Annotated in this window: 7 protein-coding genes; 1 reads left to right on the top strand and 6 read right to left on the bottom strand. The window is 42.9% G+C overall.

Annotation, left to right across the window (positions count from 1 at the left end; genetic code table 11):
- Positions 1 to 90 precede the first annotated feature (90 nt).
- Positions 91 to 2,613 (top strand): ATP-binding protein, encoded by a 2,523-nt coding sequence (locus AB6811_RS05935; RefSeq protein WP_369489523.1) that lies wholly within the window; start codon positions 91 to 93, stop codon positions 2,611 to 2,613.
- Here the strand turns inward: AB6811_RS05935 and AB6811_RS05930 are convergent.
- The 6 genes from AB6811_RS05930 to AB6811_RS05905 form a co-directional block, all read right to left on the bottom strand.
- Complete coding sequence (locus AB6811_RS05930; RefSeq protein WP_369489522.1) at positions 2,610 to 5,924, bottom strand: SpoIIE family protein phosphatase; 3,315 nt, start codon at positions 5,922 to 5,924, stop codon at positions 2,610 to 2,612. The two genes, AB6811_RS05935 and AB6811_RS05930, sit on opposite strands and share 4 nt — an antisense overlap.
- A gap of 423 nt (positions 5,925 to 6,347) precedes the next feature.
- A complete protein-coding gene (locus tag AB6811_RS05925; protein ID WP_369489521.1) occupies positions 6,348 to 8,759 on the bottom strand; it encodes a hypothetical protein in 2,412 nt (803 codons plus the stop codon).
- 336 nt (positions 8,760 to 9,095) lie between these two features.
- Complete coding sequence (locus AB6811_RS05920) at positions 9,096 to 12,194, bottom strand: SpoIIE family protein phosphatase (RefSeq protein ID WP_369489520.1); 3,099 nt, start codon at positions 12,192 to 12,194, stop codon at positions 9,096 to 9,098.
- 172 nt (positions 12,195 to 12,366) lie between these two features.
- Complete coding sequence (locus AB6811_RS05915; protein WP_369489519.1) at positions 12,367 to 15,582, bottom strand: tail fiber domain-containing protein; 3,216 nt, start codon at positions 15,580 to 15,582, stop codon at positions 12,367 to 12,369.
- Positions 15,583 to 15,740: 158 nt separating this feature from the next.
- Positions 15,741 to 18,026: an autotransporter outer membrane beta-barrel domain-containing protein gene (locus AB6811_RS05910; protein WP_369489518.1), complete on the bottom strand. Its 2,286-nt coding sequence runs from the start codon at positions 18,024 to 18,026 to the stop codon at positions 15,741 to 15,743.
- 35 nt (positions 18,027 to 18,061) lie between these two features.
- Positions 18,062 to 21,154 (bottom strand): tail fiber domain-containing protein, encoded by a 3,093-nt coding sequence (locus AB6811_RS05905; RefSeq protein WP_369489517.1) that lies wholly within the window; start codon positions 21,152 to 21,154, stop codon positions 18,062 to 18,064.
- Between the last annotated feature and the right edge of the window lie 22 nt (positions 21,155 to 21,176).

Genomic DNA, 21,176 nt, shown 5'->3' with positions numbered 1-21,176 from the left:
GGTCTTTATTTTTATTACACCCTAAATGTCAAAGGCATAGTCAAAAAAGGGAATAATTTTCTTTAACTTTGGTTGCTAATTACAACCTCAATGCTTCAAGGAATACAAAACAGAAATTACTGGATTAAGCCAAAGGTAATTGGTGGTTTCTTACTGATAATTATTTTTTCCGTTACAGCAATTGTTATGACCTACCAGGCGGTTAGCGATCTAAAAACTACCCGCCAAGGGCTTGGGCTTCCCGGACAAAAAATTACTGTTCTGAACAGGTTGCTTGCATCAATTTATACTGAGGATAGCGATTTTAGGATGTATGTACTGACCTCAAACGACGATTACATTAAAACCTACAACAACAATCACCAAAAAGTTACTGCTGCAATAAAATCGCTTCAAAAACTGGCATACAGTAACCAATCGCAGCTAAACTCAATAAAAAAGATTGAAAAGCTACTTCAGAACAAAAGGGAAATTGAGGGCGAAATACTACAAATGCGACAAAGTATTAATACCAGCATCTTTTACGACAGGGCAATGCAACGAATTGCCCGAGCAGGGTCGGAAACCCAGCGTTACCATGAGGTTTACAAGCAAAAAACAGTAACCCAAGTAAGACGCGATACCGTAATTTACAAAAAGGTAAGCAATGAATCGATGGCCGCCAGGATAAAACGATTCTTCCTGGGACCAGAAAGAATTGACACTATTGCTACCGATACCCTTGTTGAATTTACGTACGATACCATACCTCACATCACCTACATATCGGACTCAATCATTCAACGGCTTTTACTAATTCTGGACAACATAAGGAATGATCAGCAGAACCAACTTAGGCTTATCGACGAAAAGGAGAAAGAACTGCTTAACAGGAATAGAGCCATCCTGAATCAGGTTCAGCTTATTGTAACCAGTATTGAGAAACAGGAACAGGCTGAAGCCGTTAGCCAAGCATTATCGGTACAAGAAGTCTTGACCAAAAATCTCCTAATAATATTCCTGCTTGGAACCATTACGTTTATTGTGCTGGTTATACTTATAGCAATTATAATGAGGGATATATCGCGCAACAGTACATACAATGCTCAACTTATTGAGGCAAAACAGTATGCTGAAAATCTTTTGCGTTTGAAAGAGCAATTTCTGGCAAACATGAGTCACGAAATTCGTTCCCCATTAAGTGCAATTGTAGGAGTTTCGCGTCAACTATCAAAAACTGAACTTAATGGCAAACAAAAGGAGTACGTTGATGTGCTTAATAGCTCATCGAACCACCTGATGGCTGTAATTAACGATATTCTGGACTACTCAAAACTAGCCACTGGTAAACTACGATTAGAAAGCAGAGAGTTCTCGCCACGCGAAGTGGTAAACGATACGGTTAAACTTTTTGAGGCAAGGGCAAATGAAAAAGGGTTACAAATTCTTTCGAATATTGATCAATCGTTACCGCACATTGTTGTTGGCGACGACTTTAGGTTAAGACAGGTACTTATCAACCTGCTTAGTAATGCCATTAAGTTCACTGAACAGGGCAGCATAATAGTATCGGGAGCAGTACTCCGCAAAACCGACGATTCGGTAAAAATTCAATTTACTGTTGCCGATACCGGTATTGGCATCTCTCCTGAAATGCAGTCGCAAGTATTTGAGGAATTCACCCAAGCCGATGGCGGAATATCACGCAAGTTTGGTGGAACAGGGCTGGGTTTAACCATTGTAAAGAAACTTGTTGAGCTACAGGGTGGTGAAATATCGCTTACCAGCGAACCCAATGAAGGTACCATTATAAGGGTGGTAATACCCTACAGTATCAAGGAAACCAGAACTGCCAATGTTGACCAAGAAACCCATTACAGAATAAAAGCTGGCACTTCAATCTTGATCATTGACGACGATGAGGTTAACCGGTTAATAGTTACCGAAATTGCCAAAAACGTTGGTCTAGAGGTTGATGCCATAAGCGATGCAAAAAATTTAATTGATCAGCTTAAAGCAAAGAAGTACGATGCAGTTATAACCGATATTCAAATGCCCGAAGTTTCAGGCTACGAGGTGGTTCAACTAATTGAAAATGCTGGTTATAGCATTCCGGTTTTTGCAATTACTGCAAACGATATGATTGACAATCCTGAACATTTTAGCAGTTTGGGATTCTCCGGATACCTCATAAAACCATTTACTGAAGCAGACCTCATTCGACTGCTTGGCCCTGTAATTGGAGCAACTGGGGTTGTTACGGGCGATAAAAGAGAGAGGGCTGATACTTACAATAAATTCGATATCGAGGAGATATACAGATTCACTGGGGGAAATAAAGAAAGCGTTAAGCTAATTTTAGAGTCGTTACTTGAAAACACCCGAAAAAATGTTGAAGAGCTAAATCAACTCATTAAAAGCAAGAATTTAACTAAGGCTTCAGCGGTAGCCCATAAGATGAAATCGGCTTTTAACCAGTTTAGGGTTTACGACATAGCAAGTATACTTCAACGAATTGAAACGCTCCCCCCCGACAAACACAAGGCAGCCACACTATACTTGGATAGACTAAACCGAAGAGTAAAGAGTTTTACAGTTGAGCTGCAGGAACAAATTGACAACTTATTGAACTAGACATTCCGCACTCCCATAACAACAACATCGTCGATTCTTGGGGTATTACCATGCCAGTTCTTAAGAGTTTCGTCAAGGATTTGGCGCTGTTCACTCATGGGTTTATGATGGATTTCAAGAAGAAGCTCCTTAAAGTGTTTTATCATAAACTTACGGCCATCTTCGCCTCCAAACTGGTCTACATATCCGTCGGAGAAAGTATAAATTACATCCCCCTTTTGGATTTGAATAACATTATTGGTAAACGAAAGTTCACCGCGCAAGTGAATGCCAATAGGCATTTTATCGCCCTTAATATGGGTCAACTCGTTGTTGCGGATCAGAATAAGCGGATTGTTTGCCCCGGCAAACTGAAGGGTTTGGGTTTCCTCATCAATAATGTAAATGGCAATGTCCATCCCATCCTTGCTTCCACCTATTTCACCGGTTTGGTGAAGTGCAGTTATAACCAGGTTTCGTAACTCATTTAGCACTTCATTTGCTTTCAGATCGGTTTTTGTACCAATGATCTGAGTTAGGAAGGATATGCCCAACATGCTCATGAAGCCACCGGGAACTCCATGTCCGGTACAATCGGCAACCACTGAAACCTTTAACTTGCCTACCTGAGTGATGTAGTAGAAATCGCCGCTAACTATGTCACGGGGTAGGTAAAGAATAAAGTTTTCAGGAAAGATTCGGTTAATCTGATCGGTGGGGGTAAGTAAGGCCGATTGAATGCGGCTTGCATACTGAATACTACTGGTTATCTCCTCATTCTGGGCAGCAATTTTTTCCTTTTGCTGTTCTATTTCTTCCTTTTGAGCAACAACCTCGGCCGTTCGTTCGCGAACAATTTGTTCAAGATGTTCTTTTTCAGCAATGAGTCGGCGGGTATTCCATTTAACTATACCCCAAACCAAACAAACTGCAAGAATAAAGTAGAGTATGAATGCCAAAATAGTACGGTACCAGGGCGGGCGAATTTCAAAAGAGTAGGTTGCCTCTAAGCTCTCATCCCCATAAATATTCTTCGCCTTAACATGGAATGTATATTTGCCCTCCCTAAGATTAGTATATGTAGCTTCGGTTCGTTTATCCCACTGGGTCCAAGTGGTTTCGTCTGAACCTTCAAGGTAATGGCTATAAACTATATCCTCCTCACGTTCGAAATATGGAGCAGCGAAAGTAAACACCATGGCATTAAAATGGTAACCCAGTCGTGGCATTTGGTAGGGTTGTTGCTCTAACGATAATTTTCGAACCGCGGAATCCACTTGAGTATAAAAGGCTCCACCGAACAGTAACGAATCCTTTGATACCACTTCGCGAATTACGGCACGGAATGGAGCGTTAAAACTTCGTTTTACATGAGGATTGTAAACGTAAAGTTCTTTTGACATGCCAATCCAAAGGGTTCCGTCAGGATCAGCATATATCGCATCGGCCCACTTATTGGGGAGTCGCTTTAGATCGCGGTTGTCAGTTACCCAGTTCCCAGCAGAATCCTTAACAACTCGTTCAATCCAGTTCTTATTGTTACTATCGTAGCATAGGAAGGCATAACCATTGGAGAACTTTGTGGCTTTATAAATCCCAAATCGCTTTGAAAAAGCGCTACCTACTAAACCTCCCGGCTCAAACAGGTTGTTTTCATAGTTAAAGTGGTATATTCCATTTGAAGTAAGGATATATAGTGAATCGTTAACAGGGAAAAGAATAATATACTGAAGGTTTTCTAGCCCCTTTATGCTCTCCTTGCCAAACTTAGATAATTTGGTAAAACTCTTGTTAACCATATACACACCAGAGTAACCTGTGGCAAGCCAAAGGTTCCCTTTACTGTCTTCAACAATTGAGCGTATTTCAAAATTAATGGAATCGCGAAATAAGTTATCAGTGTGTTTCCATTCGCCGTTTGCCCAGTCTATATATGCAACACCTGAATTTAACCCAATATACAATCTACCAGGTATGCTTTTAGATGGGTATAAAGCAAAACAACTATGTTGAATTTGTTTTGATAATTCAAGGTTTGCATTTAAAGGATTGCTAATACTTATGGCTTTACTTCCCTTTATTTCAAAAACACCATCGGTATAGCTGCCTGCAAGAAGCATTTTGGGTGCATTTGGTGGTGAAAAAATAGTTAACGCCCATACATTTCCATTAATACCATCTACAGGTATAAACTTTGGAACTCCATTGCTGTCGTAAGCCAAATAATAAACCCCGTTGAAAGTAGCAAGATAAATAGTATTATTAAATCTAACAATGTCAACAATAATTTCCGATAAGCCACACTCCTGACCAAATCTTCCTATGGCAGAGTTCAACTCAACCTTGGCAATACCACCATCGTATAGTGTTGCCCAAAGGGGTGCATCGCCATTTTGAAACACTTCGGACACTTGGCCTGCGTGCATTCCCGTTTGTTTGTTAACCAGATTTATGGTTTTTAAGTCCGGGGCTAGCGTAACAACTCCAAAAAAGTCGGATTGAACAACCCCCAAAGCAATATTGCCATCATTAAGTTTAGTTGCGCTGTATGGTATTGCTGACTCGGTGGCCATTCTTTTGGCAAGGAGCGTTGGAGTGTCAACGCTTTCGACCTTACCGTTTGAATAGGTATAAAACCCATTATCAGTAAAAATAAAAATTTTGCTAGAGTCAATTGCTACAATTGAGAATACATTTTTATGAATAAAAGCCTGACCACCGGGGATAACTTCAAGGGTACTGTCGCTTGTAAAAGTCCTTAAACCTTGAAGATAACTGTTAACATAAAACTTATCGTTAGCCTTTAATGTAAAAAAGTTAGCATATTCACTTTGCTTTCCCAATGAAATAGGTTTTATAGTATTACCATCGAAAATAAAAATATTAGAAAGAGAGCAAAAGTAAGTCTTACCTTCATACCAGTATGTTTTGTAAATGTAAGAAAGGCTAGACTGAATGCTATCGGGTATGTTTTTGATAAGTGAATAATATTGTAACCTCCCGTTTGCAGTAGGTTGAAGGTAGCCTAACTCACCTGTTGAACCAACATATATAACCCCATCGGCACCCTTACAAAGCGAACGAACCGACTTGTTTTCAGGCATAGGGATGCTACGCCAGGTTTTGCCATCGTATTCCAGAATGCCATTATCGTTTGTACCAAAGTACATCACACCCCTATCGTCCTGTGCGATACACCAAACCTGCTCGTTTCCACCGTATGTTTCAGGGGTATAGTTTGTAATAAGCGGATTGCCATACTTATTGAATTGCTGGCCACTCGCTTGTAAAACACTTATAAACAAAAGACCAAGAAATAGAAGTTTTTTCATGGCAAACCGCTATACAAAGATTTGATAAATATATTAAAAAAACGTTTAATCAGTCAATATTTTTTACTAAATACTCCAATTTGTTGCTTGAAATGAAAAATCATATTTCAAAGTTGTAAAGATAAGTTTTTTAATCATATCGAAATAAAATCTACCAATTTCACTACTGTCCGATTAAAAAAATCTTTATCCACTACGCGGGAATAGGAGAACTTTACGCTGTTGGCGATGAGGTATTGCTAGAAAAACCAACCTTAACATTTAATATTCCTCATGGAGGATATTGACTAAGTTCGGTATAAACTAACTCTAAAAAATTTTTGCCGAACGGTAGTGATTCTCTATACAGAATCAATCACCTTTAATTGGCATATAGCAAAAAAAATGCCGGTCGTTGGCCGGCATTCACAAAAAAGTAAACGATTACTGCTTTATTAACTTTTTTAAAGTTTCCAGTTCAGCCTTTAAGTTCTCAATTTCCTTTTGCTGCTGAATAATTTGCAACTGAAGGTTTTCAACGGTTTCAACCGTTTCAAACTGCATGCGGGTTAGGTTAATGCCATCCCTTTCCTCCGATGCTTTTGTTAGCCAGGGTAAGTGGCCATTACGAGCAATGAACCGTTCAACGCTCAGGGGATCGAGCCGCTTGGAGTAATCGGGTTTGAATACATAGTCGGGTTTGTTGTAAATATCTGTACCCGTTCCATAATAAAGATCACCAGTTATTCGTGCATCACCCACTACGTGTAGCTGTTTATCGGGATTAATTGTCCCTACTCCAACTCTGGCGTTAAGCGCAATTTCTTTACTATCAAATCTACCGTAAATTAGAGCCTGGGTTGAGTCGACTCCTGAGTTGGAAATATAAAGCCTATTACTTTTAGTCTCAGAGAAACCAGCCCTATAGCCAATAAAAACATTGTAATCGCCTGAATTGTTTTGTCCGGCCTGATGCCCAACGATAACATTAGCAAATCCGTTATTAGTTCCAGTTTGTTGTCCAATAAAAATATTGTAGGAGCCATTGGTTAATCCAGTTCCACTAGTGTAGCCAATACATACATTACTACTAGCAGTAAAAGGACCAGTGTTGAAATTTGCAGCGCTTTGAGTACCAATAAAGGTGTTGTTGTTGCCATTAATATTGTACCCTGTAAAACGCCCAACCATTACATTGCCCGATCCATTAGTATTACCCCTACCAACATTGGAGCCCAAAAAGGTATTATCTCTTCCTGTTTCGTTGGAGGCTCCTGATGCCTGACCCACAAAAGTATTTTCACTTCCTGATGTATTGCTAGAACCTGCCATATCACCGAGAAACGAGTTGTCAGAACCATCAACATTCCTGTAGCCTGACCGATAACCTAGAAATAGGTTTCTGAAACCATTCACATTATAGTAACCACTCTCCAAACCAAAAAATGTATTGCCAAAACCAGAAGTGTTTGAAAAGCCTGAACCGTTTCCGAAAAACATATTTCGGTTTCCATCGGTATTACTTTTACCAGACTCATTACCGATAAAAATATTGCTGTAGCCACTGGTGTTGCTATATCCGGCCATATAGCCTATAAAAATATTCTTAAATCCTGTGGAAGTACTAAACCCTGATTGTTCGCCAATTGCGATATTTTGCACACCGTTCAATGCATTTCCTCCCGCCTTACTCCCTAAGTAAACATTACCACCTCCAAATTGGTGAAGCATTCCTGCCTGATAACCAATGAATGTATTATCGCTTCCGGTATTATTTAAGCCAGTCTGATAACCAAGGAAGGTATTCCAATTCCCGGTGCTGTTTGCTTTCCCGGCCTGAAATCCTAAAAAGGAGTTAAACTGTCCGGTAGTAATGCTTGCCCCAGCTTCGTATCCAATCAGGTAGTTATCCTTGGTTAGCTGGATGAGTTGAGCACTAGTCTTCCCGTTGGTGAGTCCACCCACAGCAAAGCCACCCTTGGCGCCCTTACTCGGATTCTCGTTAATGTAAAACCTAGCAGAATCGGGGTTGACAAACAGCAGGTCCTGCGATACAACCTCCTTAGCTCCGGTCAGCCCTCCCACGGCAAAGCCGCCCTTGGCACCCTTGATGCCGGTGCTCTGCTTAACATATACCCTGGCGCTATCGGGGGTTATACGCAGGTACTCAACCGGCTCTCCCTTTGCGCCTGTCAGGCCGCCCACTGCAAACCCACCCTTGGCCCCTTTGGTTATGGCGCTGTCGGGGATATTTACCCTTACCCCCTCCTGGTATACGCCAAAGAGCACCTCTCCCTTGCTGTTCTTCACCTCAAATATCGGATCATCGGGGTTGGCGGGTTCGTTGCCCACCACCACTAAGTTGCGCGAAAAGCGCAGGTTAATACTATCCGCATAACCAGCCCGAGCCGCCGAATCGGCGAAAAGGGAGATAGTGCTCTCGGCCGAACGATACGACACCCTAGCGCTGTCCGAGAAGATTGTATACGGTACAGGTTGTACTGCTTTAGATCCCATATCGCTATAGTTAACCCCATCGGTACTCACCTCTACATGTAAATGGATGGTTTGGGTTGACCATGGAACATCGCCCAGCCCACCAGATAACACTGTCCCTCCGCCAACGGTTAGGCTTACCACACCCTGGGCGGTAGTCTGTAGTGCGTGGCTCTCGGAGTAGTATGACGTTGAGCCGCTGACATCGGTCAGGCTGAGCCTGAGGGTTACGTTCTGGTTAGCCAGCACCTGCCCGCTGCTGTTGCGGAGCACGGCCTGATAGCTGAAACCGGTGGGAGTTTGCGCTAACGAAAATATCGCAATGCAAACTACAGCAAAAAGTAGGATAAACTTTTTCATATACTTGCAGTTTTTGAAAAGGATTTAACTAATTAAGTGCTAACTCATTTACCTAACTAATAGGCAAGCAAAGGCAATCAAATAACAGTAAAAGCTATTTTCTGGCAAAAACTGATACGTTGGTGAAATAACCTATAAATAGGCAAGCTTTCACAAATGCAAATAAAAGAATGAACTAAAAAGCTATGCTAAATGATAAACTATGCATTAACTACTACTATCAAAACTGAATTATTAAAACTGGCAATTTGAAAGAATAGCAAATTTCAATAAAGCGTATCAGTTATGGTAATAACATCTCAAAGCAATTATGGTTTACCTGCTATAATTAGAAAATCAAACTCTTACCCCAATAACCAAGATATCATCAACCTGGCTTGTGTTTCCCATCCATTTCTTCAGGGTTTCTTCCAGAAACTCTTTTTGTATTGCCATTTCCAGGTGTTGAATATTCAGGAGGAGGTTTTTAAAGTTTTTGGAAAGGAACTTTTTATCGGTTTCGCCGCCGGTTTGATCGGCAAAGCCGTCGGAAAAGATATAAATTGTATCGCCTGGACTTAGATCGATCTCGTGGTTAGTAAATTCAATGTTATCGTTAACATGAATGCCAATGGGCATTTTATCAGCCTTGACTTCTATCAGGTAGTGGGTGTCCGATTCAATAACGCAAGGGGAACTTGAAGGATTCGGAAATTCCTTTCTACGGTACAGGTATAATGGATTGTATGCTCCGGCATACTGAAGTTTCATGATTTTGCGGTTCAGAACACAAAAAGCTATATCCATTCCATCCTTAGCTTCGCCCTCCTTGCCTGTTTGCCTGAGCGATTGCTTAACCTGATTGCGAAGCTCGTTAAGTATTTGGTTCGCGGTAAAACCATTACAACGACTGGCAATTTCATTTAGTAATGCAACACCAAGCATGCTCATAAATGCACCGGGAACCCCATGCCCAGTGCAGTCAGCGGCGGTAATCAGGGTGAAATCACCTATCTGTTTCATCCAGTAAAAATCGCCACTTACAATATCTCGGGGTTTGAATAGGATGAAATGTTCGGGAAGATGAACGGAGATTAATTCAGGCGGAGGAAGAACCGCGGTTTGGATCCGTTTGGCATACTTAATACTATCGGTAATCTCTTCCTTCTGCTTTTCGATTTTTTCTTTTTGTTGACGGATTTCAGCTGTTCGTTCTAGCACTATGCCCTCAAGCCTCTCCTTTTCTTTCTCAAGCCGGCGTATGTTTAGCTTAACAACAATCCAAACAAAAACAGATAAAACTACTAAGTAAAGAATATAAGCAAAAATAGTACGGTACCATGGCGGTTTTATTCTGAAAGAAAATTGGGCCTCCAAACTCTCAATACCAAAAATATTTTTTGCTTTTACCTTAAAGGTATAATTCCCTTCAGGAAGGTTAGTATACTCCTTTTTGGCTTCGTTTGCCCAATTTGACCAGCCCAATTTTTCTGAATCGAAACCCTCCAGGAAATAGCTGTATTGGGTTTCATTCTCTTCAATGAAATAGGGAGCCGAAAAATGAAAGGTAAGCCCATTGTTCCGATATTTCAAAACAGGAATAAGGTGTTGTGGCTGGAAATCCAAAACCTTACCCTTATCTGTAAAGGTGCCTGAAAAAATCAAAGAGTCCTCACCTAAATATACTTTTCGTATTAAAGTCCTACAAGGATCGCTAAAGTTTATGGGAGTTTTGGTGTTAAAGGTAATTAAACCCTCGGAAGTGCCTAGCCAAGTAACTCCATGACTATCGGGAAAAATTGCATTAAATATGCATGGTGGAAGCCTTTTGAAAGGAGTGCTGAGAACTTTAAATTTACTTTCTCCCTGCTTTTCGAGTAAACTTATTTGGTTTGCCCCATTTTTCACAGATACTAACCAGATATTACCCAACAAATCCTCAGCATAATGGGTTAATCCCATTGCAGCGGCTATAAAGGATGAGTCTAAATCTTTTGCAGGGACTAACCTATCAGCATTCTCGTCGTAAAGTAATAGGCTATTTGATGTGACAAAGTACATGTTATTTTCAAAACAAAATGGGTAAAGTGTATGAGGTTCAGTCGTTGCTAGGCTATCAGTAAAATTTGTTATGATGGTACTTTGAGGAGATATCGAAACCTTTATAAGCTCATTCTTTATAGTTGTTAGCCACAGATTACCCCTTTTATCCTCTATGATGTTTGTAACCCTTTCAGTAATTTTATCCAGCTTACTAATTCTATAAAGTTTTCCTCTTTCGAAATTAAAAACAGATAACCCTTTGTTCTCGCCTACGTAAATTTTATTTGGATACTTTTTTGAGGAATAAACCTTAAAAATCATGTCATTTGTTTCTACCCTTGTGGTTTTTTGCCCATTATGAATATAGAAATTATATGCCCCTCCAATAATTAAACTTCCACTACATTCAGTAATGCTCCAGCACTCCCCTTCGGTTTGCTCTATTTTTTTAAAAAAGGGCTGAAAACCATTACTTTCAAGTGTATAAACTCCATTAATTGTTGCAAAGTACAATTTTTGGTTGTACTGAAATATATCAAGGATTTCTTGATTTAAACCCTGATTCTCATTAAAAACCCGGAAAGGGTTATTTATTTCAACCTTAGATATGCCATTGTTTAAGGACATCCATAAGGGCTCACTTACAAAACCCTGTCGGGCTAATAAAACTCCGAGAACTACCTCATCCTGCAAACCTCCAGCCTTGCTATATATCTCTTTAATCTGAAATGAGGAATCAACAACTACTGCTCCACCGTAAAGTGTATTAATAATGAAACCATTATTTAGAATAGAAATACCATACAGGGTTTTGTCGGTGATGATTTTATGTAAACCTGAATAACCTGATTGTTTGGGCCTGTCCGTTATACCTGTAAAGGGGTTGTATAAATAAAGCCCGTTATTACTTGTAGCAATTAGGAGTAAATCGTTTCCATAAGGGAGTACTCCAAACACGTCCTTTTTTGCAAAAAATTTTCCTCCTTTACAGGGTACAAATTTGTCATATTCCAACAACATTAAACCCTCCCAGTAGTCGCCCATAAACAGTTTATTGTTCACCATAAATGATAGAAAACCTCCTTTGGGAAGGTCAATAACACTAATTTTGCCACTATGATACCTAAATATTTTTTTGTTGGAACAAAAAAGGACCCCCGAATTGGTAATGTACACCTTGTTTATGTCTGAAAAACCTTGGCCCTGCGACGGCAATAGATCGGAAAAGGAACTATAATACAATTTACCCAACCCATCGGGTTGGATGCATCCAAATTCATTTTCGGCACCCACATATATTGTGCCTGTTGAGTCAATAGCCAAAGAGCGGGCAATTGCTCCTTTATTTATTCCAATAAGTTCCCAGTTCCGCCCATCGTACTCCAACACGCCATCGTTGTTGGCAAAGTACATTACTCCTCGGGAATCCTTTGCTATTGCCCAATTTTGACTTTTTGCCTTGTAATCCTTTAACGTATAGTTTTTAATAAAAGGCTGCCCTAAGGAATTAACCTGAGAAAAAGAATAGCTTATTGTAAAAGCTAGAAAACAAAAACTATAAACCAACTGCTTCATTTTAAATTCTCTATTTAGCTTGCAACATAAGTAACTTTTCAATGGCATCGAGCCTTGCTTTGAGCTCTTCAATTTCTTTTTCTTTATCACTTAACATTTTTTGCTGCTCCTTAATGGCCTCAACCAACAAGGCAGTAATTGGTGCATACTGCATTGAGTATAACTCTCCAACATCAACCACTTCCGGTAATACCTTAACAACCTCCTGGGCAATAAACCCAATTCGAACTCCCTTCTCACGGTTATCTCTCCATTTGAAGTTAACGCCTCTTAAACTCATCACCTTACTAATAGCATTCGAAATTGTATTAATTTCAGTTTTAAGGCTTACATCAGAGTCATTAAACCAAGCCGTGGTTCCTCCGGCAGATCCATTTGAAAAGAATGTTCTTCCGTGTACGTTGTGAGTATTGTTCCCATTAATTACTATTCTATTCAAAGCAAAATCTCCCCAAATTAAAGGGCTAACTGTTGATGAGTTATCAATATAAAGTTTATTATTGCATGCACCGACATTCTTTGCTGCTTCACAACCAATAAATACATTGCCATAACCAGTCATGGTTTCACCTGCACAAGCACCTATCAAAGTATTATTTCCAGCATTATCTCCTGTGTTTTGTCTGCCAGCCTTATATCCAACATAAGTATTGTTATAACTATTCGTGTTCCAACTACCACACCAACCACCAATAAATGTATTATAAAAACCATTATTATCAACACCCGCCCCCATTCCAATAAGAGTGCACCAACTATATTGGGTTCCATACTTTCCAGCGGCCTGTCCAATTACTACATTTGTTTGTCCTGTTGAATTCATATTGCCAGCTTCTTCTCCAATATATACATTTGAAGATCCGCTTGTTATTTTATTCCCAGCTGAAAAACCTAAAACTACATTATAACTTGCTGTTGTAAGTGTATTTCCCGCTTCATACCCCATTACTGCATTCCTTTTACCCGTTGTAATATTTGGAGCTACGTTATGCCCAATAAGGTAGTTCTCCTTTTTTAAATTCACAAAGTTGGTTTCACCCTTCGATGTTCCCCTACCGCTTACCACAAAAGCACCCCGTTGGTTGCTCTTGGCATCGTCGGGTACAATAACCTGCACCGCATCGGGGTAAACAATAAACACGTTGTTGCCCAACCTATCCTTTACTGCAAACAGGGTATCACTATCGGTAACAGCCTTCACGGTTAATCTTGCGGTTGGAACTGTTTCACCAATTCCCACACGGCCTGAATAATGGTCAATTTTAAAGTATGTTTTTGAACCATCGGCGCTTCGTGTGCTAAATCCTCCATCGGTATCAACGAAAAAGGTTTTATTGGCGCCAACAATATTTCTTAAACGCAATGTTGTACCAGCTCCAGTTCCTTCTTGCTGAAAGGCCCAAGCACGCTCTGTGCCCAAGCGTAATAGGGATACTCCATCGCCAATTGAGGTGATATCGAGTTTGGCTTCAGGGCTTGTAGTGCCAATGCCCACATTGCCAGACGTATTGGCAAATAATACATTTGATCTATATGCAAAATTCCCTCCGTTTGGCACATTAAGTGTACTACCATTACTTCCTACCTGAAATGTTCCATCGGTTCGCATAGTACCAGAATTATGGTAAATACTTTTGTTATTGTAGGTTCTGATCCATGTGGCATCGGTCATATACCAACCTCCACCCCAGGACTGAAAGTATAACCCAGCGTTACCTGAAACTCTTAACCATCCACCATTGGCATAAATGTCACCAATTGTATGAAGTTTATATTCAGGGCTAGTTGTTCCTATGCCCACATTGCCGTCGGCGGCAATTCTCATACGGTTTGAAAAACTGGTGGAGAAATCGATGGGAGCCGCTTCGTAGGTAAGTAGTTCCAAAGGGCCAAGCCCTCTATGCCATATTTGCGATTTAGCATCAACCCCTGTATTGTAGCGAAATATCCTAAGAGCAAAATCAGTATATGTATCATCGCCGTGAAAATCTATTCCTGCATACCTGTTGCCTGTACCCAGTTGATTGACCTCTATCCACCCAGGTATAAGGATGTCTACTTTGGCAGTCCCAATTACATCGAGCTTAGCAGCAGGACTTGTTGTACCAATACCAATGTTTGTACCGTTGTTGAATAGCACGCTGTTGGCCACCCAGCTGGTGCCGTCGTGCCGGAGGGTTTGCCCCGAGATTCCTGGAACCAATGGCCCTTCGGGGCCCGGAGGGCCCTCGGGGGCCTCAAATTCCACCCAATTGGCCGCATCGTCCTTGGGGTGGTTGGCCGTTGGCCCAACGGGGTTCTGGCATATCCACATGGAGTTCGTCCCGGGCGTCGAGGAGGACTCGTCGAACACGTAGTCGCCCCCGGTGTAGGTGGAGTCTGGGCTCCAGTTCCCCCTGAGCGTTAACCCTACCCCGGCTGGTCCCTGAGGGCCCTCCGGCCCCTGGGGGCCGGGTAAACCCTGTGGCCCCTGGGGGCCTGGCTCACCCCTGGCTCCCCGCTGGGCGAGTACCTGCCATGCCGTTCCATCCCAGATGTACGATACGCTATCGGCGGTGTTGTGGTAGGCCTGGTTGGGTGTTGGGTCAGGGGGTTCAACCGGGAAGGACCCCAGCCACTGAACCGAAAGCCCGTTCGCCCCGGGAACACCCTGGGGACCAGCCTCTCCCTGAACGCCCTGGGGGCCCGGTTCACCCCTGGCTCCCCGCTGGGCGAGTACCTGCCATGCCGTTCCATCCCAGATGTATGATACGCTATCGGCGGTGTTGTGGTAGGCCTGGTTGGGCTGCGGGCTCGGCGGCGGGCTGCTCAGGCTGCCCAGCCACTCCATGGCGTTGCCGGCCACCAGCGCGTAGGGAACCGCCTGCAGGGGCTGATTGCCCATGTCGGCAAAGGAAGCACCACCGTCGGTGCTCACCTCCACCCGCAGCCGGACTTCCTGCCCCTGCCACGGTACCGCGCTGTAGGTTCCGGATACCACGGTGCCCCCACCCACGGTAAGGCTCACCACGCCCTGGGCGGTGGTCTGGAGCGCATGGCTCTCGGTGTAGTAAATGGTTGAGCCGCTGGCATCGGTCAGGCTCAGCCTGAGGGTTACGTTCTGGTTGGCCAGCACCTGCCCGCTGCTGTTGCGGAGCACGGCCTGGTAGCTGAACCCGGTGGGTTGCTGCGCTGCGGCGGTGATAGAGGCTACCAAGACCAGCAGCAGGGTGTGTAACTTTTTCATGTATGTGCGATTTTGATTTGCAGTTAAAAAGGCACGCTAAAAGTACAAGTTAGACCTTTCCCTTTTCATTGTCAAATATTTATATCGATTTTTGACAGAAAAGTTAAAAAAATCTGCCCCTTTTTGGGGGCAGACACTGTTGTATTACTTGGCTTTTTTTACTTGGCCTGAAGAAGCGCTTTGAGGGATTCAAGTTCGGCCTTGAATTTTTTTTCCAATTCGCTGTTCGCTCTTTTTAACTCCTCTATCTCTTTTTGCTGCTGAATAATTTGCAGTTGAAGGTTTTCAACAGTTTCAACCGTTTCAAACTGCATGCGGGTTAGGTTAATGCCATCCTTCTCCTCCGATGCTTTTGTTAACCAGGGTAAATGACCGTTTAAGCGTATAAAACGCTCAACCGACAAGGGATCGTAAAATTCTTTGTAATCAGGGTTAAAAACGAAATCAGGCTTTGTATATGTTGATGTTCCTGTTCCGTAGTAAATACTTCCAGTAACACGGGCATCACCCACTACATGAAGTTTTTTGTCAGGAGAAACTGTACCTAGTCCAACGTTCCCAGTAGAAAAATTACCGTATATTAACGGTGGGCTCGACGACGAATTGGCTATGTAAAGTACGTTGGAAACATTACCAGAATAATATCCAGCTTGATATCCAATTAGTACATTATTTGAGCCAGTATTACCTTCACCCGCTTGGTAACCAAGGAATACATTGTTAGACCCGTTGCTACCCTGTCCACTCCTGTAACCTAAAAAAGCATTCTTTTCTCCATCTATATTATCACCCCCAGCCCAGTATCCAATGAAGGTATTGTAGCTTTTAGTGTTATCCATTCCAGCAAACTGTCCAAAATATGAATTTTGCCCACCCGTAAGGTTATTCTGCCCAGCAAAAAAGCCTACAAAGGAGTTTCTTGTTCCTGTAGTATTCTTTTCACCTGCATACTCCCCAATAAATAGGTTTTGACTTGTTGTATTTGAGTATCCAGAATAGTTTCCAATGCAGATATTTTGCGAAGCCCACTGGCCAGAATATCCAGCCTCAAACCCTATGTAAACATTATTATCGCCTCCTGTATTATTCAAACCAGCATAGTTACCCAAAAAAACATTTTTACTACCATATGTATTTTTAACGGCAGTACTGTCGCCAATATAAACATTACTTCTTCCGGATGTATTGGAAAATCCAGTCCTAGTCCCCATAAAAACATTATTGTAGCCTGTTGATGTATTATACCCCGTTTCATACCCAATAAAAACATTTTTAGTACCCGAGGATAGAGAATAACCCGCCGATTCACCAATAAGTACATTTCGTTCACCATTAACAGCATTTGCCCCAGCTTTACTACCAATGTAGACGTTCCCTCCTTTTGAGGTATGCATCATCCCTGCTTGGTACCCAATAAAGGTGTTGTCGCTACCCTGATTATTTAATCCTGCCTGATACCCCAAAAAAGTATTAAGGTTTCCTGTACTGTTGTTTTTCCCAGCCTGATAACCAAGAAAGGAGTTATAGATACCTGAACTCATGCTTGCCCCGGCTTCATAGCCTATCAAATAGTTATCTTTGGTTAGCTGAATGAGCTGAGCACTAGTCTTCCCGTTGGTGAGTCCACCCACGGCAAAGCCACCCTTGGCACCTTTACCCGGGTTCTCGTTAATGTAAAACCTAGCAGAGTCGGGGTTGACAAACAGCAGGTTCTGCGATACAACCTCCTTGGCTCCGGTCAGCCCTCCCACGGCAAAGCCGCCCTTGGCACCCTTGGTGGTAGTTTTCTGCTTAACATATACCCTGGCGCTATCGGGGGTTATACGCAGGTACTCAACCGGCTCTCCCTTTGCGCCGGTCAGGCCGCCCACTGCAAACCCACCCTTGGCGCCTTTGGTTATGGCGCTGTCGGGGATATTTACCCTTACCCCCTCCTGGTACACGCCAAAGAGCACCTCGCCCTTGCTGTTCTTCACCTCAAATATGGGGTCGTCGGGGTTGGCGGGGTCGTTGCCCACCACCACCAGGTTCCTGGTAAACCTCAGGTTGGCGCTATCGGCGTACACGGCCATGGGTACGGGCTGTATCCTCTGGCTGCCCAAACTGCTGAAGGTGCTGCCCCCGTCAGTGCTCAGCTCCACCTTTAGCCTGGTTTCATTACTTCCCCAGGGCACCTCCCCTAAGCTGCCCGATAGGGGCGTTCCCCCGCCCACGGTGAGGCCTACCAGCCCGTAGGGGCCGGTGTTCACGGCATGGCTCTCCGCGTAGTAAGTGGTGGAGCCATCGGGGCTGGTTATGCTCAGCCTGAGGGTCACGTTCTGGTTGGCCAGCACCTGCCCGCTGCTGTTGCGGAGCACGGCCTGGTAGCTGAACCCAACGGGTTGCTGCGCTGCGACAAACGTTACAATAAAAGTAAATAGTGCAGTGTTTATTATGGACTTCATAGCCGTTGACATTTTAAACGTTTTACCCCAAAAAATCATTTCATTAAACCAGACACAATTTCTTTGAGCTGCTGAATCTGCCCTTGCAATTCATTTATTCTCTTCTCCTGTGATTCAATTATAGTTTGTTGTTCTTTTATTGCTTCAAGGAGCAAGGGTGTTACCTTTCCGTAATCAACTGAAAGGAAACCATCTTCGCCTTTTAACACAACCTCTGGAAGAATCTTTTCAATATCCTGAGCAATGAAACCTATTTGGTGTCCCTTTGAAAATTTTCGATCGGGGTACGCACTATAATCCCAGTCATAGTAAACACCTTTTAACCCTTTAACTAGTGTAATTGGGTTTTCAATAGGCGTAATGTTCTTTTTAAAACGAGCATCTGACCATGTGGTTGATCCAGCCACTATTGTAGAGCCATTTGCCCAAATTGTGCCGGCTACTTCAAGGGCATAGGTTGTTGGCATTCGGCCTATCCCTAATCGTTTATTAGTAAAGTCACCACCAATAAGGGGTGAAGCAGTATTTGAGTTGTGTATCATCAGGATATTATCAGCGTTATTGTACGATGCCTGGTTTGAACATACATTAGCACCTATAAAAACATTACCGGTACCTGTATTATGATAACCTGCGCCTACTCCAACAAAAACATTATTATCAGCACCAGCATCAATATTAGTTCCAGCATATGCGCCAATTAATACGTTTCCTGAAGACGATCCAGCGCCGCCAGTACCATAGCCCAAATAGGTATTGTTAACCCCTGTAGGGTTATTGTAAGCCGCCCAATACCCAACATAGGTGTTATTTTGGGAATAAGTAGTATTAGTACCTGTTCCATGACCTATAAAGGTATTTCCATAGCTGTTCCCATCGGTAAGATATTGCCCCGAAAAATTTCCAATAAAGAATTGGTTTGTTGCCGTTTGATTACTTGCTCCCGCAAGGTAGCCAATAGCCAAATTTTGATATGCGGTTGTGTTCGATTTGCCAGCAGAGTGACCAATGAAAATATTCCAATAACCAGATGTATTATTAAGACCCGCATTATATCCAATATAGGTGTTTATACTTCCGGTAGTATTCATCTTTCCAGCTTCGGTTCCAATAAATACATTGTTGCTTGCGGTATTTGAATAACCAGCGAGGTTTCCAAGAAAAACATTGTTTACACCCGTTAAATTTTTATGTCCTGCCTGAGTACCAATAAATATATTTCTTGCTCCAGATGTATTAGCTTTACCGCTACCCTTCCCTAAAAAAACATTGTAACTGTTTGTGTTGCTATAACCGGCTGAGTCGCCAATAAAAACATTACTTGAACCAGTTGAATTACTTTTTCCTGCTTCGTTTCCTATAAAAACGTTACTGCTTCCGCTTGTGTTTGCTTGTCCGGCTAAGTAACCCATAAATGCATTATTTGTCCCTGTTGAGTTATAGCGCCCCGATTCATTACCTAGGAAAACATTATTACTTGCCGAAGTATTTGAGTATCCTGCTCGGAGTCCAATAAAGATATTGCTTGAACCATCGATATTTGCATAACCCGCTTGGTAACCCAAAAAGGTATTGTAAGTACCAGAAGTATTTGCATAACCGGCCCGATAGCCCACAAATAAGTTGTAACTTGCAGTATTTGAGTAGCCAGCATTGAAACCAAGAAAAGTGTTGTAGTTTCCGGAAACATTGCTCAATCCACTACTGGTACCCAAAAAAACATTGTTTGCTCCTGTAGTATTGCTATAACCACTTCCAATTCCAATAAACACATTGCTGGAACCCGTTGTATTTGACCTACCAGCCGTTGTCCCCAAGAATACATTGTAAGCGCCATCGGTGGTGAGGTATCCTGATTCGAAACCGACGAACACATTCTTAAATCCTGTGTTAATAGAAAAACCAGCCGACTCTCCAATAAAAACATTTCGCTCACCGTTTATAGCATTCGATCCCGCTTTGCTCCCAATGTAAACATTCCCTCCCTTGGTGGTATGCGCCATGCCTGCCTGGTAGCCAATAAAAGTATTATCGCTTCCAGTATTATTCAATCCTGCTTGATAACCAAGAAAAGTGTTCAAATTGCCTTCATTGTTCAACCTCCCTGCTTGATACCCTAAAAAGGAATTGTATAACCCTGAGGTAATTGACATACCAGCCTCATAGCCAATAAGGTAGTTATCCTTGGTTAGCTGGATGAGTTGAGCACTAGTTTTCCCGTTGGTGAGTCCACCCACAGCAAAGCCACCCTTGGCGCCCTTACTCGGATTCTCGTTAATGTAAAACCTAGCAGAATCGGGGTTGACAAACAGCAGGTCCTGCGATACAACCTCCTTAGCTCCGGTCAGCCCTCCCACGGCAAAGCCGCCCTTGGCACCCTTGATGCCGGTGCTCTGCTTAACATATACCCTGGCGCTATCGGGGGTTATACGCAGGTACTCAACCGGCTCTCCCTTTGCGCCTGTCAGGCCGCCCACTGCAAACCCACCCTTGGCCCCTTTGGTTATGGCGCTGTCGGGGATATTTACCCTTACCCCCTCCTGGTATACGCCAAAGAGCACCTCTCCCTTGCTGTTCTTCACCTCAAATATGGGATCGTCGGGGTTGGCGGGTTCGTTACCCACTACCACTAAGTTGCGCGAAAAGCGCAGGTTAATACTATCCGCATAACCAGCCCGAGCCGCCGAATCGGCGAAAAGGGAGATAGTGCTCTCGGCCGAACGATACGACACCCTAGCGCTGTCCGAGAAGATTGTATACGGTACAGGTTGTACCGCTTTAGATCCCATATCGCTATAGTTAACCCCATCGGTACTCACCTCTACATGTAAATGGATGGTTTGGGTTGACCATGGAACATCGCCCAGCCCACCAGATAACACTGTCCCTCCGCCAACGGTTAGGCTTACCACACCCTGGGCGGTAGTCTCTAGTGCGTGGCTCTCGGAGTAGTATGACGTTGAGCCGCTGACATTGGTCAGGCTCAGCCTGAGGGTTATGTTCTGGTTGGCCAGCACCTGTCCGCTGCTGTTGCGGAGCACGGCCTGGTAGCTGAACCCAGCGGGTTGCTGTGCTGCAGTAGTTATTGCAACCACCATGAAAAGCAGCAAAACCTTAAGTTTATTCATTATCTTTTCAATTTAGGGTTAT

Source organism: Tenuifilum sp. 4138str (assembly GCF_041102575.1).
Lineage (GTDB): Bacteria > Bacteroidota > Bacteroidia > Bacteroidales > Tenuifilaceae > Tenuifilum > Tenuifilum osseticum.
Note: the sequence above shows the minus strand (reverse complement) of the source record. Positions and strands in the feature narration are given on the sequence as shown.

Bases quoted from the DNA above. Each gene is read 5' to 3' on its own strand.
- AB6811_RS05935 (WP_369489523.1), top strand. From the start codon at position 91: ATGCTTCAAGGAATACAAAACAGAAATTACTGGATTAAGCCAAAGGTA.
- AB6811_RS05930 (WP_369489522.1), bottom strand. From the start codon at position 5,924: ATGAAAAAACTTCTATTTCTTGGTCTTTTGTTTATAAGTGTTTTACAA.
- AB6811_RS05925 (WP_369489521.1), bottom strand. From the start codon at position 8,759: ATGAAAAAGTTTATCCTACTTTTTGCTGTAGTTTGCATTGCGATATTT.
- AB6811_RS05920 (WP_369489520.1), bottom strand. From the start codon at position 12,194: ATGTACTTTGCCAACAACGATGGCGTGTTGGAGTACGATGGGCGGAAC.
- AB6811_RS05915 (WP_369489519.1), bottom strand. From the start codon at position 15,582: ATGAAAAAGTTACACACCCTGCTGCTGGTCTTGGTAGCCTCTATCACC.
- AB6811_RS05910 (WP_369489518.1), bottom strand. From the start codon at position 18,026: ATGAAGTCCATAATAAACACTGCACTATTTACTTTTATTGTAACGTTT.
- AB6811_RS05905 (WP_369489517.1), bottom strand. From the start codon at position 21,154: ATGAATAAACTTAAGGTTTTGCTGCTTTTCATGGTGGTTGCAATAACT.